This window comes from Amycolatopsis sp. NPDC051371, assembly GCF_040682155.1.
Lineage (GTDB): Bacteria > Actinomycetota > Actinomycetes > Mycobacteriales > Pseudonocardiaceae > Amycolatopsis.
On record NZ_JBFBAG010000021.1, the window covers coordinates 120625 to 135141 of the forward strand.

The 14517-nt window shown below is 70.4% G+C and carries 19 protein-coding genes; 14 read left to right on the forward strand and 5 right to left on the reverse strand.

The window, feature by feature from the left end; genetic code table 11:
• Window positions 1-66: 66 nt before the first annotated feature.
• The 8 genes from AB0M59_RS25425 (at window position 67) to AB0M59_RS25460 (ending at window position 3729) form a co-directional block, all read left to right on the forward strand.
• Window positions 67-621, forward strand: coding sequence for a sigma-70 family RNA polymerase sigma factor (locus tag AB0M59_RS25425; protein ID WP_364619213.1), 555 nt, complete (start codon window positions 67-69; stop codon window positions 619-621).
• A complete protein-coding gene (locus AB0M59_RS25430; RefSeq protein WP_364619216.1) occupies window positions 612-1208 on the forward strand; it encodes an Asp23/Gls24 family envelope stress response protein in 597 nt (198 codons plus the stop codon). The genes AB0M59_RS25425 and AB0M59_RS25430 overlap by 10 nt, the downstream gene beginning before the upstream one ends.
• A complete protein-coding gene (locus tag AB0M59_RS25435; protein ID WP_364619219.1) occupies window positions 1205-1561 on the forward strand; it encodes an Asp23/Gls24 family envelope stress response protein in 357 nt (118 codons plus the stop codon). Before AB0M59_RS25430 ends, AB0M59_RS25435 begins: the two co-directional genes overlap by 4 nt.
• Window positions 1558-1869, forward strand: coding sequence for a hypothetical protein (locus tag AB0M59_RS25440; protein ID WP_364619222.1), 312 nt, complete (start codon window positions 1558-1560; stop codon window positions 1867-1869). The genes AB0M59_RS25435 and AB0M59_RS25440 overlap by 4 nt, the downstream gene beginning before the upstream one ends.
• A gap of 69 nt (window positions 1870-1938) precedes the next feature.
• Window positions 1939-2364, forward strand: coding sequence for an Asp23/Gls24 family envelope stress response protein (locus tag AB0M59_RS25445; protein WP_364619224.1), 426 nt, complete (start codon window positions 1939-1941; stop codon window positions 2362-2364).
• A 25-nt stretch (window positions 2365-2389) separates the two neighbouring features.
• Window positions 2390-2554, forward strand: coding sequence for a hypothetical protein (locus AB0M59_RS25450; RefSeq protein ID WP_364619226.1), 165 nt, complete (start codon window positions 2390-2392; stop codon window positions 2552-2554).
• 111 nt (window positions 2555-2665) lie between these two features.
• Window positions 2666-3058, forward strand: coding sequence for a DUF2784 domain-containing protein (locus AB0M59_RS25455; protein WP_364619229.1), 393 nt, complete (start codon window positions 2666-2668; stop codon window positions 3056-3058).
• A 14-nt stretch (window positions 3059-3072) separates the two neighbouring features.
• Window positions 3073-3729, forward strand: a complete 657-nt coding sequence (locus AB0M59_RS25460; protein ID WP_364619232.1) for an RNA methyltransferase — start codon at window positions 3073-3075, stop codon at window positions 3727-3729.
• Here AB0M59_RS25460 and AB0M59_RS25465 read toward each other — a convergent pair whose 3' ends face one another.
• Window positions 3730-4710, reverse strand: a complete 981-nt coding sequence (locus tag AB0M59_RS25465) for a cellulase family glycosylhydrolase (RefSeq protein ID WP_364619235.1) — start codon at window positions 4708-4710, stop codon at window positions 3730-3732.
• A gap of 75 nt (window positions 4711-4785) precedes the next feature.
• Window positions 4786-6921: a molybdopterin-dependent oxidoreductase gene (locus AB0M59_RS25470; protein WP_364619238.1), complete on the reverse strand. Its 2136-nt coding sequence runs from the start codon at window positions 6919-6921 to the stop codon at window positions 4786-4788.
• A gap of 72 nt (window positions 6922-6993) precedes the next feature.
• On the opposite strand from AB0M59_RS25470, the gene AB0M59_RS25475 reads away from it, so the two are divergent.
• The gene (locus tag AB0M59_RS25475) at window positions 6994-8016 is read left to right on the forward strand and encodes a glycoside hydrolase family 76 protein (RefSeq protein WP_364619240.1); all 1023 of its coding nucleotides are present in this window, start codon (window positions 6994-6996) and stop codon (window positions 8014-8016) included.
• On the opposite strand, the gene AB0M59_RS25480 is transcribed toward AB0M59_RS25475, so the two are convergent.
• From AB0M59_RS25480 to AB0M59_RS25490, 3 genes are all read right to left on the reverse strand, one after another.
• On the reverse strand, window positions 7981-8145 hold the full coding sequence (locus AB0M59_RS25480) for a hypothetical protein (RefSeq protein WP_364619243.1): 165 nt from the start codon (window positions 8143-8145) through the stop codon (window positions 7981-7983). The two genes, AB0M59_RS25475 and AB0M59_RS25480, sit on opposite strands and share 36 nt — an antisense overlap.
• Window positions 8139-9005, reverse strand: a complete 867-nt coding sequence (locus AB0M59_RS25485) for a substrate-binding domain-containing protein (RefSeq protein WP_364619246.1) — start codon at window positions 9003-9005, stop codon at window positions 8139-8141. The genes AB0M59_RS25480 and AB0M59_RS25485 overlap by 7 nt, the downstream gene beginning before the upstream one ends.
• Window positions 9006-9074: 69 nt before the next feature.
• A complete protein-coding gene (locus AB0M59_RS25490) occupies window positions 9075-10112 on the reverse strand; it encodes a LacI family DNA-binding transcriptional regulator (RefSeq protein WP_364619248.1) in 1038 nt (345 codons plus the stop codon).
• Window positions 10113-10231: 119 nt separating this feature from the next.
• Between AB0M59_RS25490 and AB0M59_RS25495 the strand changes: the two genes are divergently transcribed.
• Genes AB0M59_RS25495 through AB0M59_RS25515 form a run of 5 tightly spaced genes read left to right on the forward strand, consistent with a single transcriptional unit; the run spans window position 10232 to window position 14517 of the window.
• Complete coding sequence (locus AB0M59_RS25495; protein ID WP_364619250.1) at window positions 10232-11248, forward strand: substrate-binding domain-containing protein; 1017 nt, start codon at window positions 10232-10234, stop codon at window positions 11246-11248.
• A complete protein-coding gene (locus tag AB0M59_RS25500) occupies window positions 11245-12249 on the forward strand; it encodes an ABC transporter permease (protein WP_364619253.1) in 1005 nt (334 codons plus the stop codon). The genes AB0M59_RS25495 and AB0M59_RS25500 overlap by 4 nt, the downstream gene beginning before the upstream one ends.
• On the forward strand, window positions 12246-13055 hold the full coding sequence (locus AB0M59_RS25505; protein WP_364619256.1) for an ATP-binding cassette domain-containing protein: 810 nt from the start codon (window positions 12246-12248) through the stop codon (window positions 13053-13055). The genes AB0M59_RS25500 and AB0M59_RS25505 overlap by 4 nt, the downstream gene beginning before the upstream one ends.
• Window positions 13052-13885 carry a PfkB family carbohydrate kinase gene (locus AB0M59_RS25510; protein ID WP_364619259.1) on the forward strand — a complete coding sequence of 278 codons (834 nt, stop codon included), beginning with the start codon at window positions 13052-13054 and terminating at the stop codon, window positions 13883-13885. The genes AB0M59_RS25505 and AB0M59_RS25510 overlap by 4 nt, the downstream gene beginning before the upstream one ends.
• Window positions 13882-14517, forward strand: a complete 636-nt coding sequence (locus tag AB0M59_RS25515) for a nucleoside/nucleotide kinase family protein (protein ID WP_364619262.1) — start codon at window positions 13882-13884, stop codon at window positions 14515-14517. Before AB0M59_RS25510 ends, AB0M59_RS25515 begins: the two co-directional genes overlap by 4 nt.

The window sequence follows — 14517 nt, forward strand, 5'->3', positions numbered from 1 at the left end:
TCAGGTCACCGACAATCACCCCGTGACGTTTTCCGCTCGCCGGTGTCCTCCTGCCGAGGAGGTGCCGTGACGACCGCCGCTACACCGCTCGACGACGCGACCCTCGTCGCGCGCGCGAAGGATGGCGACGTCCGGGCGTACGAGCAGCTCGTGCTGCGCTACCAGGGGCCGATATTCCGGCTCGCCGTGAAGATGCTCGCGCACCGCGGCGACGCCGAGGACGTCGTGCAGGAGGTCTTCCTCAACGCGTGGCGCAAGCTCGGCCAGCTCGGCGAGGATGCGGCGTTCGTCGGGTGGCTCTACCGAGCCACCACGAACCGCTGCCTCAACGCGATCCGGGCGCGCAAGCCCCAGGCGGACGTCGACCTCGACACCGCCGAGTCGCCGCGGTCAGACCTCCAGCCGGAGCGGGCCGCCCAGGTCAGCGGCCAGCTCGCGGCGTTGAACGCGGCGCTGGCGCAGCTGACGCCGGAACAGAGAGCGTGCTGGCTGCTGCGTGAAGTGCACGGCCGGTCCTACGAGGAGATCGGCGAAGTCGTCGGCGCGAACGCGACCGCGGTCCGCGGCCGGATCGCGCGGGCCCGGGCCCAGCTGGCGGAGGTGATGAAGCCATGGCGATGACGGACTACGAGCTGCCCTGCGAACGCGATGTCGAGCAGGTGTGGGAGCGGCTCGACGCGGTCGGCGCCGGGCTGGCCGACGAGCACGAGCTGACCTGCGCGCACTGCCGGGCCGCGCGCGAGAGCCTGCTGGCCCTGCGCGAGGCCACCGCGGAGCTGGTGGTCGAGGACGACGTGCCGCCGGCCTTGTTCGGCCGGATCATGTCGGCGGTGCGGGCCGAGGTGCGGCGCGGCTCGATGGTGGCGCTGCCGACCCCGGAACCGGGGTCGGTCGAGATCAGCGAGCAGGCCGTGGCCGCGGTGCTGCGGTACGCGGCGGACACGGTCGACGGCGTCCGGGCGCGACGCTGCCGGGTGCGGCCGGGCACCAGGGGCGGCGTCGGCGGTGTCGTCGAGGTGGAGCTCACTCTCGCGGTGAGTCTGCGGAACGTCACCGGCGGTGAAGCGTTGGCGCTGGTGCGGGAGCGGGTGACCGCGGCGGCCGCGGCCCGGGTGGGGCTGACGCTGGCGAAGCTCGACCTGCTGGTGGACGACCTCTTCGAGGAAGACACTGTTGAGGAAGACACTGTCGGGGAGACAGGGGAATGAGCGTGGACTACGTCATCGCCGATCCGGTGATCGCTTCGGTGGCGGCGCGGGCGGCGGTCGGCACGCCGGGCGTGGTGCGGCTCGAACCGGGCCTGCGCGGCCTGGTCACGGCGTGGACGCGAGCCGCCCGTCAACGCTGGAAGGGCCTCGACCCGGCGCCGGCGGACGGCGTCAGGGTCCGCACGGCGGACGGCCGGGTGACCGTCGAGATCGACCTGGTGACGTCGGCGGCCGACCAGGCCGCGGCGGTGGGCCGGGCCGTCCAGCGCGCGGTCGGGCGGTTCGTGACCGAGCAGACCGGCCTGGTCGTCGACGAGGTTTCGGTGTCCATCATGGACATCGAGGACCGGTGACCGCGGCCGAAGCCGTCGAGAGGATCGTCGGCGCCCTCGAAGCGGTGGACGGTCTCCGCCCGGCAACCCCGGTTTCCTCCGGGACGACGTGGCTGCCGGTCGACTGGGCCGGCCTGGCGGTCGACCTGTCGGCCGAGGTGGTCGAGCTTCGCCTGATCGCGACGCGGCTGCCGATCCCGCCGTTGCTCGACCGGGCCGCGGCTGTGGTGCGTCCGGTGCTGGCGGGGACGGAGTGGGAGAACGCGCGGCTGCGGCTGGTGGTCACCGACCTCGACGGCGCGGCGTTCGCGAGACCCACATCACAGTGATCCTCTCCCGTCCCGCGGGTCCTTGGTTACGAAAAGCCTTGGGGCTCAGGACATTCAGGGAGGATCACCATGACCGCGACCGCCGAGAAGACCGAGACCGCCGCTCTCGTGACGAAGCAGGGCACCACCACGATCGCCGACACCGTGGTGCAGAAGATCGCCGGGCTCGCCGCGCGCGAAGTCACCGGCGTGCACGACCTCGGAGGTGGCGCGGCGCGGGCGTTCGGCGCCCTGCGCGACCGCATCCCGGGTGCCTCGGCCAGTGCCGGCCAGGGTGTCTCGGTCGAGGTCGGCGAGAGGCAGGCGGCCGTCGACCTGCAGATCCTCGTCGAGTACGGCGTCGCCATCGCCGACCTCGCGCGGTCGGTGCGCCGCAACGTCGTCACGTCGATCGAGCAGATGACCGGGCTGCAGGTCGTCGAGGTGAACATCAACGTCAGCGACGTCCACCTGCCCGGCGACGAGGAGCCCGCGCCGAGCGACCGGGTGCGCTGATCCCGCCCGGCGTACCGTCGGAGGCATGGACGAGCCGTCGAAGCCCGACGAGCCGCCGGAGCGGCCCGATCACCACCCGCCGTGGAAAAGGCCGCCCGAGCAGTACCCGCACGAGGAGCCGACGAAGTACCCGGCAAAACGCCCACCGGAATTCCCACCGGGCGTGACGCCGCCGGCACCGCCGGGGTGAACGGGTTGCTCCGGTGGGTTGAACATCACAGAGCCGGGCATTCCTGAAGGCGGCGGAATCCGATCACCGGAGTAAAGTCGCTGGTAGGGGGTTCGGTGAAGGGGGCGTGTGGTGGCGAAGTTCTTGGCGGAAGTGACTGTCGCGGTACACCTTTTGGCCTTGCTCCTCATCGGTTTCGGCGGATTCGTCGCCTGGCGCTGGCCGAAGCTGATCTTCGTCCACATGCTCGCCGTTGCCTGGGGCATCCTGGTCAACGTGGCGCCGGTGCCGTGCCCGTTCACCGCGCTGGAGAACTTCTTCCGCCACCAGCAGGGCCTCGGTGACCTGCCCGGCGGGTTCAACGCCTACTACCTGTACGGCACGGTGTTCCCCCAGTCGTGGCTGCCGGCGATCGGCGTCGTCGCGATCGCGGTGGTCGTGTACTCCTACGTCGGCGTCTACCACCGCTGGCGCCACCGCGACCACAGCGAGGACGCCCGGACGCACCGGGTGCGCTTGGGCTAGGCGACAATCGGGGGGTGAGCACACCTCCCGACGCCGGACCCACCGAGTGGGTCAGCCGTGAAGAGGTCGGCGTCGGCCCCTGGCCGGGTGACTGGCCGTCGGACGAGCGGTACGACCCGGACCTGCTGCGCGACGGCGACCGACGCAACGTCGTCGACGCCTACCGCTACTGGCGCCGCGAGGCGATCGTGTCCGATGTGGACAGCCGACGGCACCCGTTCCACGTCGCGATCGAGAACTTCCAGCACGACCACAACATCGGCACGGTGGTCCGCACGGCGAACGCCTTCGCGGCGGCGGAGGTCCACATCGTCGGCCGCCGCCGCTGGAACCGCCGCGGCGCGATGGTGACGGATCGCTACCAGCACCTTCGCCACCACGACGACGTCTCGGGTCTCGTGACGTTCGCGTCCGAGCAGGGGCTGGCGGTCGTCGCGGTCGACAACACACCGGGGTCCGAGCCGGTCGAGACGGCCTCGCTGCCGCGCGAGTGCGTGCTGGTGTTCGGTCAGGAGGGGCCGGGATTGTCCGAGGGCACGCAGGAAGCGGCGTCCCTGGTGGTGTCGATCGCCCAGTTCGGGACGACGCGCTCGATCAACGCGGGCGTGGCGGCGGGGATCGTCATGCACGCGTGGGTCCGGCAGCACGCCGACCTCTCGACGGCCTGGTGACTACAGGCCCCAGCCCCAGCGCAGCTGCACCACCCCTGACGAGTTGTTGACCGCCAAGCCACTGCCGCTCTGCCGCGTGATCGAGTAGGTGTCCCCCGAGCGCAGGCCGGGCCAGTAGACGACGCCCATCTGCCGTGACCGCGCCAGGTCGGTGGTGGCGGCGAAGTACGCGGTGAAGACGTTGCCGTCCTGGTGCCCGGCGGAGTAGTCCAGTCCGGTCGTCATCGGCGAGCCTGCCTCGTCGATGATCGTGCGCGAGGAGTACGAGCCGAGCCGGTTGCTCAGGTTGGCCGTCCACGCCGAGCGGGTCGTGTCCGAGGCCCAGAAACCGTAGAAGTGCAGCGACAACAGCGTGCCGGTCAACGCGCTCGCCGCCCCGACGCCCGTGACGTTGTCGTTGTAGCCGGTGCCGCTGATCAGGACCCGGCCGCGCGGGATGCCGGAATGACGGGACAACCAGGTCGAGCAGAGCGAAACCCAGCTGTTCAGGCTGTAGCCGAACGGCTCGTTCATCGGCTCGAAGTAGACGTTGGCGTTGCTCCCGTAGTCGCCGGTGACGCGGTCCCACATGGTGTTCCACGCGGTGACGTCGTCGACGAGGCCGTCCTTGTTCGCTTCCCAGTACCCGAAGATGACCTTCATGCCGTGGGCCAGCGCCGAGTCCGCGGCACCCTTGTACCGCGCCCACCAGTCCGAGTTGACGCTCTGCGGGTTGATCGGCAGCCGCACGGTGTTCGCGCCCAGCTGCTGCTGGAAGCCGGCGATGATGCCGTCGGCCTTGGTGCGGACGACGTCGTAGCTGTCGCCGGCGGTGAGGCCGGTCGGGATGACCCACCCGTCCACGTAGTTGTCGCGGGCGTCGGCCCAGTTGACGCCGCGGAAGGCGTTGGTGACGGCGGAAGCGGGCTGGGGAATGGTGAGCAGGGGTGCGGTGAGGACCGCGATCAGGATGGTGCGCATGCGACGACGGATGCGGGTCATGCGAACTCCGATGATCGATGTTCACGTAAACATGCGCAGCCGAGAATGCGCTCACCTCGCGCCGGGTGTCAAGCGTCAGACGGGCGCGACCTCCACCGGGATGCCGTTCAGCACCGAGGTTCCCGACGGCACGTCGAGCAACGTCTCGTCCGCGACCAGGTTCGAGTTGACCCCCGGGTTCGCGCTCGCCACCCGCGTCCGCGAACCGTCGACGTCGTGGCCCCAGCCGTGCGGGATGCTGACCACGCCCGGCCGGACCTCGTCCGACACCTCCACCGGGACCTCGAGCTTGCCCGCGCGGGACGTCACCGACGCCAGCGCGCCGTCGGTGAGGCCGAGACGCGTCGCGTCGGCCGGGTGGACCAGGACCGTGCAGCGGTTTCCGCCGCGGATCAGCGGCGCGAGGTTGTGCATCCACGAGTTGTTCGAGCTCAGGTGGCGCCGGCCGATCAGCAGGAGGCCGTCGTCGAGCGGTTTGGCGAGTTCGGCGCGCAGCCGCGGGACGTCGGCGACGATCGTCTCCGGCGCCAGCTCGATCCTTCCGGACGCGGTGCACAGCACCTCGGGCATCCGCGGCTTCAGCGGCCCGAAGTCCATCCCGTGCGGCGCGGCTTCGAGGTCGGCCAGCGTGACGTCGTAGGGGCCGGCGCGCAGCATCAGGTCGACCAGCCGCGCGGGGCCGGTGCGGTCGTGGGTGACCTCGAGCTTGGCGCGGCGCGCGACGTCGGCGGCGACGAAGTCGTCCAGCGCCGCGACGTCCGCTTCGGGCCCCTGACCGGTGACGATGCCGGTCAGCCGCAGCATGGTCTCCCACTCCTGCGGCAGCTGCGACGGCAGTGTCGCCGGCGTCCAGTTGGCGACGTTGCGCACCGAGAGCTGGTAGAACGCCAGGTCGAAGTGCGGGCGTTCGAGCGGCGACGGGCCGGGCAGGATGACGTCGGCCTGGCGCGACGTCTCGTTCAGGTAGACGTCGACGGAGATCATGAAGTCGAGCTTCTTCAGGGCTTCGGCGAGGCGTCCCGCGTTCGGCGTGCTCAGGCAGGGGTTGCCGCTGACCGTGATCAGCGCGCGGACCTGGCCGTCGCCCGGGGTTTCGATCTCGTCGGCGAGCGTCGCGACCGGCAGTTCGCCGACGACCTCGGGGTACTCGCGCACGCGGCTGTGCCAGCGCCCGACGGCGAACGGCCGCCGGTTCCCGGTCGGCTGGCACGCGGCCAGCGGGAACATCGCGCCGCCCGGCTCGTCGAGGTTGCCGGTGAGCACGTTGAGGACGTCGACCAGCCAGCTCGCGACCGTGCCGAACGTCTGGGTCGTGGTGCCGATCCGGCCGTAGACCACGGCGTTTTCGGAGGCCAGATCGAGTGCCATCCGGCGGATGGCTTCCGCGTCGATGCCGGTGCGCGTCGCGACGGCTTCAGGCGTGAACGGCCGAGCCAGCTCGCGAACGTCGTCGAGGCCGTTGAGGTGTGCTTCGAGGCGGCCGGGCGCGACGCGGTTCTCCGCGAACAGGACGTTGACCAGCGCGAACAGCAACAGCGCGTCGGTGCCGGGCCGGATGGCGTGGTGCTCGTCGGCGAACGCGGCGGTGCGCGTGCGGCGCGGGTCGACGACGACGATCTTGCCGCCGCGCTCGCGGATGCCGCGAAGCCGCCCGCGGATGTCGGGCGCGGTCATCAGGCTGCCGTTCGAGACGAGCGGGTTGGCGCCGAGGATCAGCAGGTGCCGCGTGCGGTCGAGGTCGGGCACGGGGATGGCGAGCGGGTCGCCGAACATGGTGCCGGCGGAGTAGTGCTTCGGCATCTGGTCGACCGACGTCGCGCTGTAGAAGTTCTTGGTGCCCAAGGCTTTGTAGAGCACGCGGCCGTAGAGCGTGAGCGCGATGTTGTGCACGCCGGGGTTGCCCGCGTACACGGCGACGGCGTCCCGGCCGTGCTGCTCGAGGATCGGCGGGAGACGGCGGTCGATCTCGTCGTAGGCCTCCTGCCAGCTGACTTCGACGAACTCGCCGTCGCGCTTGAGCAGCGGCGCGGTCAGCCGGTCGGGATCGTGGTGCAGCGCGCCGAGCGACGCGCCCTTCGGGCAGATGTAGCCCTTCGAGAAGACGTCGTTCTCGTCGCCCGTCACGCGCGTGACCTGCTGGTTTTCGTCGAGTGTGACCTCGAGGCCGCAGGTCGCTTCGCACAGCGGGCAGGTGACGTGTGCTGTGGTCATGGGCACCTCGCAGGCCATCGGGGTCCTTCAACATACCGAGCGGTATGTCGATGGGCAAGGCAGGATTGCGCCATGGACGTCTCGGCTGCCGAACGCGCGGTGACTGCCCGGCACCTCCGCCGCGTCTGGGGCCTGCCCGGGACGGTGCTGGGCCGCAGCCGCTGGCCGGCTTCTCTCGATCAGCGAGTGCACTGGCATTGGAACTACTGGTGGCAGGCCCACTTGCTGGACACGCTGGTCGACGCGCAGCTGCGTTCGCCGACTCCTGCGCGGCTGGCCTTGATCCGGTCCTTCGTGCGTTCGGTGCGGTTGCGCAACTTCGGCCGTTGGACGAACGAGTACTACGACGACATCGCGTGGCTCGGCCTTGCGCTGCAACGGGTTCAGTCGCTGGACATCGACACCGGCCCGGCGGTGGCGGCGATCGACACGCAGCTGCTCGCGGGCTGGACGTCCGCGGCGGGCGGCGGAATCTGGTGGCGTCGCGGTGACGACTTCAAGAACGCCCCGGCCAACGGCCCGGCGGCGATCTTCCACGCGCGATCCGGCAACCTCTCTCGTGCGCGCGAGATGACGGACTGGATGTCGTCCACTTTGGTCGATCCGGCGTCCGGGTTGGTCTGGGACGGGATCCGGGCCGACACGGGTGAGCTGGTCAAACACATTTACACGTACTGCCAAGGGGCCTATCTAGGGGCGTGCCTGGAATTGTCCTTAGTGGACGACGCGGCGCGCACGGTCCGCGCGGTGGCCGCGCACTGCGCACCGGGCGGAGTGATCCGAGGCCAAGGCGGCGGCGACGGCGGGTTGTTCGGCGCGATCCTGGCGCGGTACCTCGCTTTGGCGGCTCGCGCGTTGCCCGAGCCGGAGGCGTCCCTGGCGCGGTCATTGGTGCTCACGTCGGCTTCGGCGTGCTGGTCGGGCGCTTCGGAGGGCCCGCTGTTCAGCGCGTTCTGGGACCGCCCGGCACCACCGTCGCCGCTGCCGGAGGACGCCCCGGAGCGAGACATGTCGGTCCAGGTCGGCGGCTGGATGCTGCTGGAAGCCGTGGCGACGCTGTCACCAGACGTCGCCGGCCCGCCAGTCGGCGATTAGCTCCCCATCGAGGTCGAGCGACACCCAGCCCGGGAGGTCGAAGTCCGTGAAGGCGCCTTCGAGCAGGGCCCGGACCGCGGCGAGTTCAGCGGCCGGCAGCTGGGCGGTGTGTGCGAGCCGGATCAGCATCCGCAGGAGGCGCCGTGCAGGAACCGCGGCGTCAGCGACACCGACTCCGGCGGCCGATCCGGATCCGCGATCCGGGACAGCAGCATCTGCACCGCCCGCCGCCCGATGTCGGCGACCGGCTGGGCCAACGTTGTCACCGCCGGGCTCACCCGGCGCGCCCACTCCATGTCGCCGTAGCCGACCACCGCCAGCTCCGAGCCGATCCGGATCCCGCGGCGGTGGGCCTCGTACTGGACGCCCACCAGCATCGACTCGTCCGCCACCACCAGCGCCGTCGGGGAGGGCCAGCCGTCCAGGAGCTTGGCCGTCGCGCGGGCCGCTCCGCCGGACGTCGACAACCCGCTTTCCACCAGCTCGCGGTTGAACCGCAGCCCCGCCTGCTCCAGCCCCAGCCGGTACCCGCGGACGCGCTCGCGGCTGATGCCCAGGCCGTCGTCGCCCGAGATCAGGCCGATCTTGCGGTGCCGCGCCTCGACCAGGTGCTTCACCAGCGACGCCACCGCGTGCACGTTCTCGGTGCCCACCTGGTCGACGTCGTTGCGGGCGGCAACACGGTCGACCAGCACCGTCGGCACGCCCATCCGGACCAGGCCGTTGATCACCGCTTCGTCGCCGGTCGAGGGCACCAGCAGCACGCCGTCGACGAGGTCCGCTCGCAGCGCGCGCACCAGCGCCGCTTCTTCACTCACCGTGTCGTCCGTGTCGGCCAGCGTGACGTCGCACCCCGCCTGCGCCGCGGCCGCCCTGATCGAGCGCAGCAGCTCACCCGAGTAAGGGTTCGCGTGCGTACCCATCGCGACGCCGATCCGGTGGGTGACCGGGGGGTCCCACAACCGGAGCTCTGGCGAAAGTGCGGTCATAAGCCCTCGCAGACGCTCAGCCGAAAGGTATCCGGTGAGCGGCCGCGCCGAGGCACGAGGACCTCAGGTTCACTGATGTGAGTGAATCGGCGGGCAACCGCACGATTCACGATGACGCAGAGTGGGTGCCAGCCGGACCGTCTCGGCCTTGCGCGCGGGGTCGTTGATCCGGGCCAGCAGCAGCCGCACCGCCTGCCGCCCGATCTCCTCGATCGGCTGCGCCATCGTCGTCAGCGGCGGGTCCACCAGGTCCGCCCACTCGACGTCGTCGTAGACCACCACCGGCAGGTCGCGCCCGATGCGAAGGCTGCGCCGCCGTGCTTCGTGCAGCACCCCGACCATCATGCTGTCGTTCCCGACGACCAGCGCCGTCGGCGGCTCGGGCAGCGCCAGCAGCGTGCTCAACGCCAGCGAACCACCTTCGTGCGACGAGTTTCCGCAGGCCACGAGGTCGGCCGACCACGTCAGCCCGGACCGGCCGAGCCCCAGCCGGTAGCCCAGCACGCGCTCCTCGCTCGTCGACAGCCCGGGCGTGCCGCTGATCATCCCGATCCGCCGGTGCCCGAGCGTCGCCAGGTGCGCGGTCAGCGCCGACGTCGCCTGGATGTTCTCGGTGCCCACCTGGTCGACGTCGGCGCGGGTGGTCAGCCGGTCGATCAGCACCGTCGGCACGTCCAGCGACACCAGTTCGCCGATCACCGGGCCGTCACCCGGGGCCGGGGTGATGAGCAGGCCGTCGACGCGCCGGGAGCGGAGCGCCCGCACGGTGTCACGCTCCGTGCCCGCGGTGTCGTGCGTGTCGGCCAGCAGCACGGTGTACCCGTGCACCGACGCCTCGCGCTCGATGGCCTGCATCAGCGTCGCGAAGTACGGGTTCGCCACGAGCGAGATGGCCATCCCGATCGACCGCGTCCCGCCGGTGACCAGCGAACGGGCGATCGCGTCGCCGGTGTAGCCGGTCGTCTCGATCGCCCGCAGGACGGCCGCTTTGGTGTCCTCGGCGACCGCCCGCGTCCCGTTGACGACGTGCGAAACCGTCGTGATCGAGACGCCGGCGAGCTCGGCGATGTCCCGCTGGGTCGGCCGCGATGATCTCGGCTGGGGCATGCCAATCCTTTCCGGCAAGCGTTTGCGCAAACGCTTGCGTCCACGGTGCAGTCTGTCTACCTTCCCGACCATCGGCAAGCACTCAGTCACACCGTGTCTTCCTTAAGGGGTGGGAACCCATGAGACAGCGAAGTCTCACCGCACTCACGCTGGCCGCCGTCCTCGCCGCGACGACCGGATGCACCGTCGAACGCCACTGGGGCGGTAACACGAACACCGGCGGGAGTGGCAAAGCGAAGGTCGGCTTGGTCACCAAGACCGACACCAACCCCTACTTCGTCGAACTGCGCAACTCCGCCAGAGCGGCCGCGCAGGCCAACGGCGCCGACTTCAACGCCCTCGCCGGCCAGTTCGACGGGGACAACGACGGCCAGGTCCGCGCCATCGAGAACCTCATGCAGCAGGGCGTGAACACCATCCTCATCACGCCGAGCTCCTCGACCGGCGTGCTCAAGGCGATCAAGGACGCCCGCGACGCCGGGATCCTGGTCATCGCGCTCGACACCGCCACCGAACCGCCCGACGCCGTCGACGCCACCTTCGCCACCGACAACTTCGCGGCCGGCGAGCAGCAGGGCGCGTACGTCAAGGCCGCGCTCAAGGGCGTCCCGCCCAAGCTGCTCATGGTCGACGGCACGGCCGGCAGCTCGGTCGACACCCAGCGCCACGGCGGCTTCCTCAAGGGCATCGGGCTGACCGACGGCTCGCCGGAGATCAAGGGCCACACCGCGGCCAACGGCGACCAGAGCCTCGCCCAGCAGGGCATGGAGAACCTGCTGCAGCGCAGCACCGACATCAACGCCGTCTACTCGATGAACGAGCCGATGGGCCGCGGCGCGTACGCGGCGCTGAAGGCCCGCGGGCTCACCGGCCAGATCGTCATGGGCTCGATCGACGGCGGTTGCGAAGGCGTCCAGAACGTCAAGGACGGCCAATACGCCGCGACCGTCATGCAGTTCCCCAAGAAGATGGCCGAACAGGGCGTGCTCGCGGCCGTCGACTACGCCAAGACCGGCAAGAAGCCGACCGGCTTCGTCAACACCGGGTCCGCCGTCATCACCGACAAGCCCCTGCCCGGCATCGAAAGCCACGACACCGCGTGGGGCCTGCAGAACTGCTGGGGAGGCACGAAGTGACCACCGCGACGGCAGTGTCCACAAGGGACACGAAAGAACGTGAGTCTCTCGGCGAATTCCTCCTCCGCGCCCCCGCGGTCGGTCCGGCGCTCGCGCTGGTCGTCGCCGTCGTGGTCTTCTCGCTGGCCACGGACACGTTCTTCGACCTCGACAACCTGTCCACGGTGGTCCAGCAGTCGCTGGTCGTCGGGACGCTCGCGCTGGGCCAGACGCTCGTCATCCTCATCGCGGGCATCGACCTGTCCAACGCGTCGTCGATGGTCGTCGCGACGCTGATCATGGCGAAGCTCGCGGCAGCCGGTACCAACGGTTTCGTCGCGCTGCTGGCCGGTGTCGTGCTGACGATCATCGTCGGCATCTTCATCGGCTCGCTCGCCACGCGGATCAAGCTCCCGGCGTTCATCATCACGCTCGGCACGTTCACCATGCTGACCGCGGTGTCGAAGCTGATCGCCGGCGGCCAGGCCGTCCCGGTGACCGACGGGCTGCTGCAATGGCTCGGCACCAAGCGCTACCTCTTCGGCGGCATCCCCATCACCTACGGCATGACGCTGGCGCTGCTGATGTACCTCGGCGTCTGGTACGCGCTGACGAAAACCGCGTGGGGCAAGCACGTCTACGCGGTCGGCAACGCGCCGGAGTCCGCGCGGCTGTCCGGCATCAAGGTCAACCGCACGGTGCTGTCGGTGTACATCGTGGCCGGGCTGGCCTTCGGCATCGCCGCGTGGCAGGCGCTCGGCCGGACACCGAACGCCGACCCGAACCAGTTCCAGCTCGGCAACCTCGACTCGATCACCGCCGTCGTCCTCGGCGGGACGAGCCTCTTCGGCGGCCGCGGTTCGGTGCTCGGGACGCTGATGGGTGCGCTGGTCGTGGCCGTGCTGCGGTCGGGGCTGACGCAGATGAACGTGGACGGCAACTACCAGGACCTCGCCACCGGCGCCCTGCTGATCGCCGCCGTCGTGGTGGACCGGATCGCGAGGAGGCAGCAGCAGTCATGAGTGAACCGATCCTGCAGGCCCGTGGCCTGGTCAAACGCTACGGCCGGGTCACCGCCATCGACGGCGCCGACTTCGACCTGCTGCCCGGCGAGGTGCTCGCCGTGGTCGGCGACAACGGTGCCGGGAAGTCGTCGCTCATCAAAACCCTTTCCGGGGCGGTTATCCCCGACGAAGGAGAGATCAAAGTGGACGGAAAGACCGTCCACTTCAAGTCTCCTTTGGACGCTCGCCACTACGGGATCGAGACGGTGTACCAGGACCTCGCCGTCGCGCCGGCCCTCGACATCGCGTCGAACATGTTCCTGGGCCGGGAAAAGCGTCTCAAGGGTCCGTTCGGGCTGTTCCGGAAGCTCGACACCGCGACCATGCGGTCCGAGGCGCAGCGGATCCTCGACGAGCTGGGCATCAACATCAAGTCGATCTCCCAGCCCGTCGAGACGCTTTCCGGTGGTCAGCGCCAGGGTGTCGCCGTGGCCCGCGCGGCCGCGTTCGGCACCAAGGCGGTGATCATGGACGAGCCCACCGCCGCGCTCGGCGTCGCCGAGTCCGGCAAGGTGCTCGACCTCATCGGCCGGATCCGCGACCGCGGCCTGCCGGTGGTGCTGATCAGCCACAACATGCCGCACGTGTTCGACATCGCCGACCGCATCCACGTGCACCGCCTCGGCAAGCGCGTCGCGGTCGTCTCGCCGAAGACGCACTCGATGAACCAGGTCGTCGGCCTGCTCACGGGTGCGTTGCGGCTCAACGAAAACGGCGAGATCGAAGAGGCCGCCGCGGCAACCCACGTGGCCGGCTTGAAATGAGAGTGCTGCTGGCGGGCTTGTGCACCGTGGACGTCGTCCAGCGGGTCGACGAGCTTCCGGCGCCGGGCGAGAAGGTGCAGTCACTGCGGGTGGACGTCGCGGCCGGGGGGCCCGCGACGAACGCCGCGGTGACGGCCGCCGCGCTCGGCGCCGAGGCGACCCTGCTGACCGTCCTCGGTGCACACCCGCTGGCGGCGCTCGTCCGCGCCGACCTCGAAGCGCACGGGGTCCGGCTGATCGACCTGGCTCCCGACCTGTCCGACCCGCCGCCGGTCAGCGCGGTCGCCGTCCGCGACCGCGACGGCGAGCGCACGGTGGTCTCCCGCAACGCCGCGAACCGGAGCTTTCACGTGAAAGCTCCGCTTCCGGAAGCCGATGTCGTTTTGCTCGACGGGCACTATCCGGAGATCGCACTGGCGGTCGCGCGGGGAGTGAAGGCGCCGGTGGTGCTCGACGCCGGGAGCTGGAAGCCCGTGCTCGACGAGCTGCTCCCGCTGGTGGACATCGCCGCGTGCTCCGCGCACTTCAGCGCGCCGGAACCCGGCCTCCACCAGCGCGGCGTCCCCACCGTCATCACCACCGCGGGCCCCGGCCCGGTGCGGTGGTCCACTGCGGACGGCGGCTCGGGTGAGGTGCCTGTCGCGGACGTGGAAGCGCGAGACACACTAGGTGCGGGCGACGTCTGGCACGGCGCGCTCGCCGTGGCCGTGACCCGCGAACCGACGGTGACGGACCGGATTCGCTTCGCCAACGAGGTGGCCGCCGAACGGGTGCGGCAGGTGGGACCGCGGTCGTGGACGACCGCGATCGCAGGAAGGAACAGGACATGACGGCGTTCGACGACCTGCTGGCCCGGGCCGAGGGCCTGACCGTGCGCGGGCAGCGCAACGTGCTGGGCATCATCGGGGCGCCCGCGTCCGGCAAGACCACGCTGGCCTGGGCGCTGGCCAACGCGCTCGGCTCGCGCGCCGCGGTGGTCGGCATGGACGGCTTCCACCTCGCGCAGGTCGAGCTGCGCCGGCTGGAGCGCACCGAGCGCAAGGGCGCGCCCGACACGTTCGACGCGGCCGGCTACTTCCACATGATCAAGCGGCTCGCCGAAGGCCGCGAGACGGTCTACGCGCCGGAGTTCCGCCGTGAGATCGAGGAGCCGATCGCCGGGGCTGTCGCGGTGCCGCCGGAGGTCCAGCTGGTGATCACGGAGGGCAACTACCTGCTGCTGCCGGACGACCCGTGGAGCGGCATCCGGCCACTGCTCACCGAGGCTTGGTTCCTCGCGCCGGACGAGCCCGAGCGGATCGAACGGCTCGTGTCGCGCCACCGGCGTTACGGCCGCTCGCTGGTCGAGGCGAAGCAGCGGGCGCTCGGCTCGGACCAGCGCAACGCCGACCTCATCTCGCAGACGCGCGACCGCGCGGACCTGGTGCTCGAGAACCTGCCGCTGGCCAACTTCGCGATCTGA

Bases quoted from the DNA above. Each gene is read 5' to 3' on its own strand.
- AB0M59_RS25515 (WP_364619262.1), top strand. From the start codon at position 13,882: ATGACGGCGTTCGACGACCTGCTGGCCCGGGCCGAGGGCCTGACCGTG.
- AB0M59_RS25435 (WP_364619219.1), top strand. From the start codon at position 1,205: ATGAGCGTGGACTACGTCATCGCCGATCCGGTGATCGCTTCGGTGGCG.
- AB0M59_RS25475 (WP_364619240.1), top strand. From the start codon at position 6,994: ATGGACGTCTCGGCTGCCGAACGCGCGGTGACTGCCCGGCACCTCCGC.
- AB0M59_RS25430 (WP_364619216.1), top strand. From the start codon at position 612: ATGGCGATGACGGACTACGAGCTGCCCTGCGAACGCGATGTCGAGCAG.
- AB0M59_RS25465 (WP_364619235.1), bottom strand. From the start codon at position 4,710: ATGACCCGCATCCGTCGTCGCATGCGCACCATCCTGATCGCGGTCCTC.
- AB0M59_RS25510 (WP_364619259.1), top strand. From the start codon at position 13,052: ATGAGAGTGCTGCTGGCGGGCTTGTGCACCGTGGACGTCGTCCAGCGG.
- AB0M59_RS25490 (WP_364619248.1), bottom strand. From the start codon at position 10,112: ATGCCCCAGCCGAGATCATCGCGGCCGACCCAGCGGGACATCGCCGAG.
- AB0M59_RS25505 (WP_364619256.1), top strand. From the start codon at position 12,246: ATGAGTGAACCGATCCTGCAGGCCCGTGGCCTGGTCAAACGCTACGGC.
- AB0M59_RS25450 (WP_364619226.1), top strand. From the start codon at position 2,390: ATGGACGAGCCGTCGAAGCCCGACGAGCCGCCGGAGCGGCCCGATCAC.
- AB0M59_RS25445 (WP_364619224.1), top strand. From the start codon at position 1,939: ATGACCGCGACCGCCGAGAAGACCGAGACCGCCGCTCTCGTGACGAAG.
- AB0M59_RS25470 (WP_364619238.1), bottom strand. From the start codon at position 6,921: ATGACCACAGCACACGTCACCTGCCCGCTGTGCGAAGCGACCTGCGGC.
- AB0M59_RS25485 (WP_364619246.1), bottom strand. From the start codon at position 9,005: ATGACCGCACTTTCGCCAGAGCTCCGGTTGTGGGACCCCCCGGTCACC.
- AB0M59_RS25480 (WP_364619243.1), bottom strand. From the start codon at position 8,145: ATGCTGATCCGGCTCGCACACACCGCCCAGCTGCCGGCCGCTGAACTC.
- AB0M59_RS25495 (WP_364619250.1), top strand. From the start codon at position 10,232: ATGAGACAGCGAAGTCTCACCGCACTCACGCTGGCCGCCGTCCTCGCC.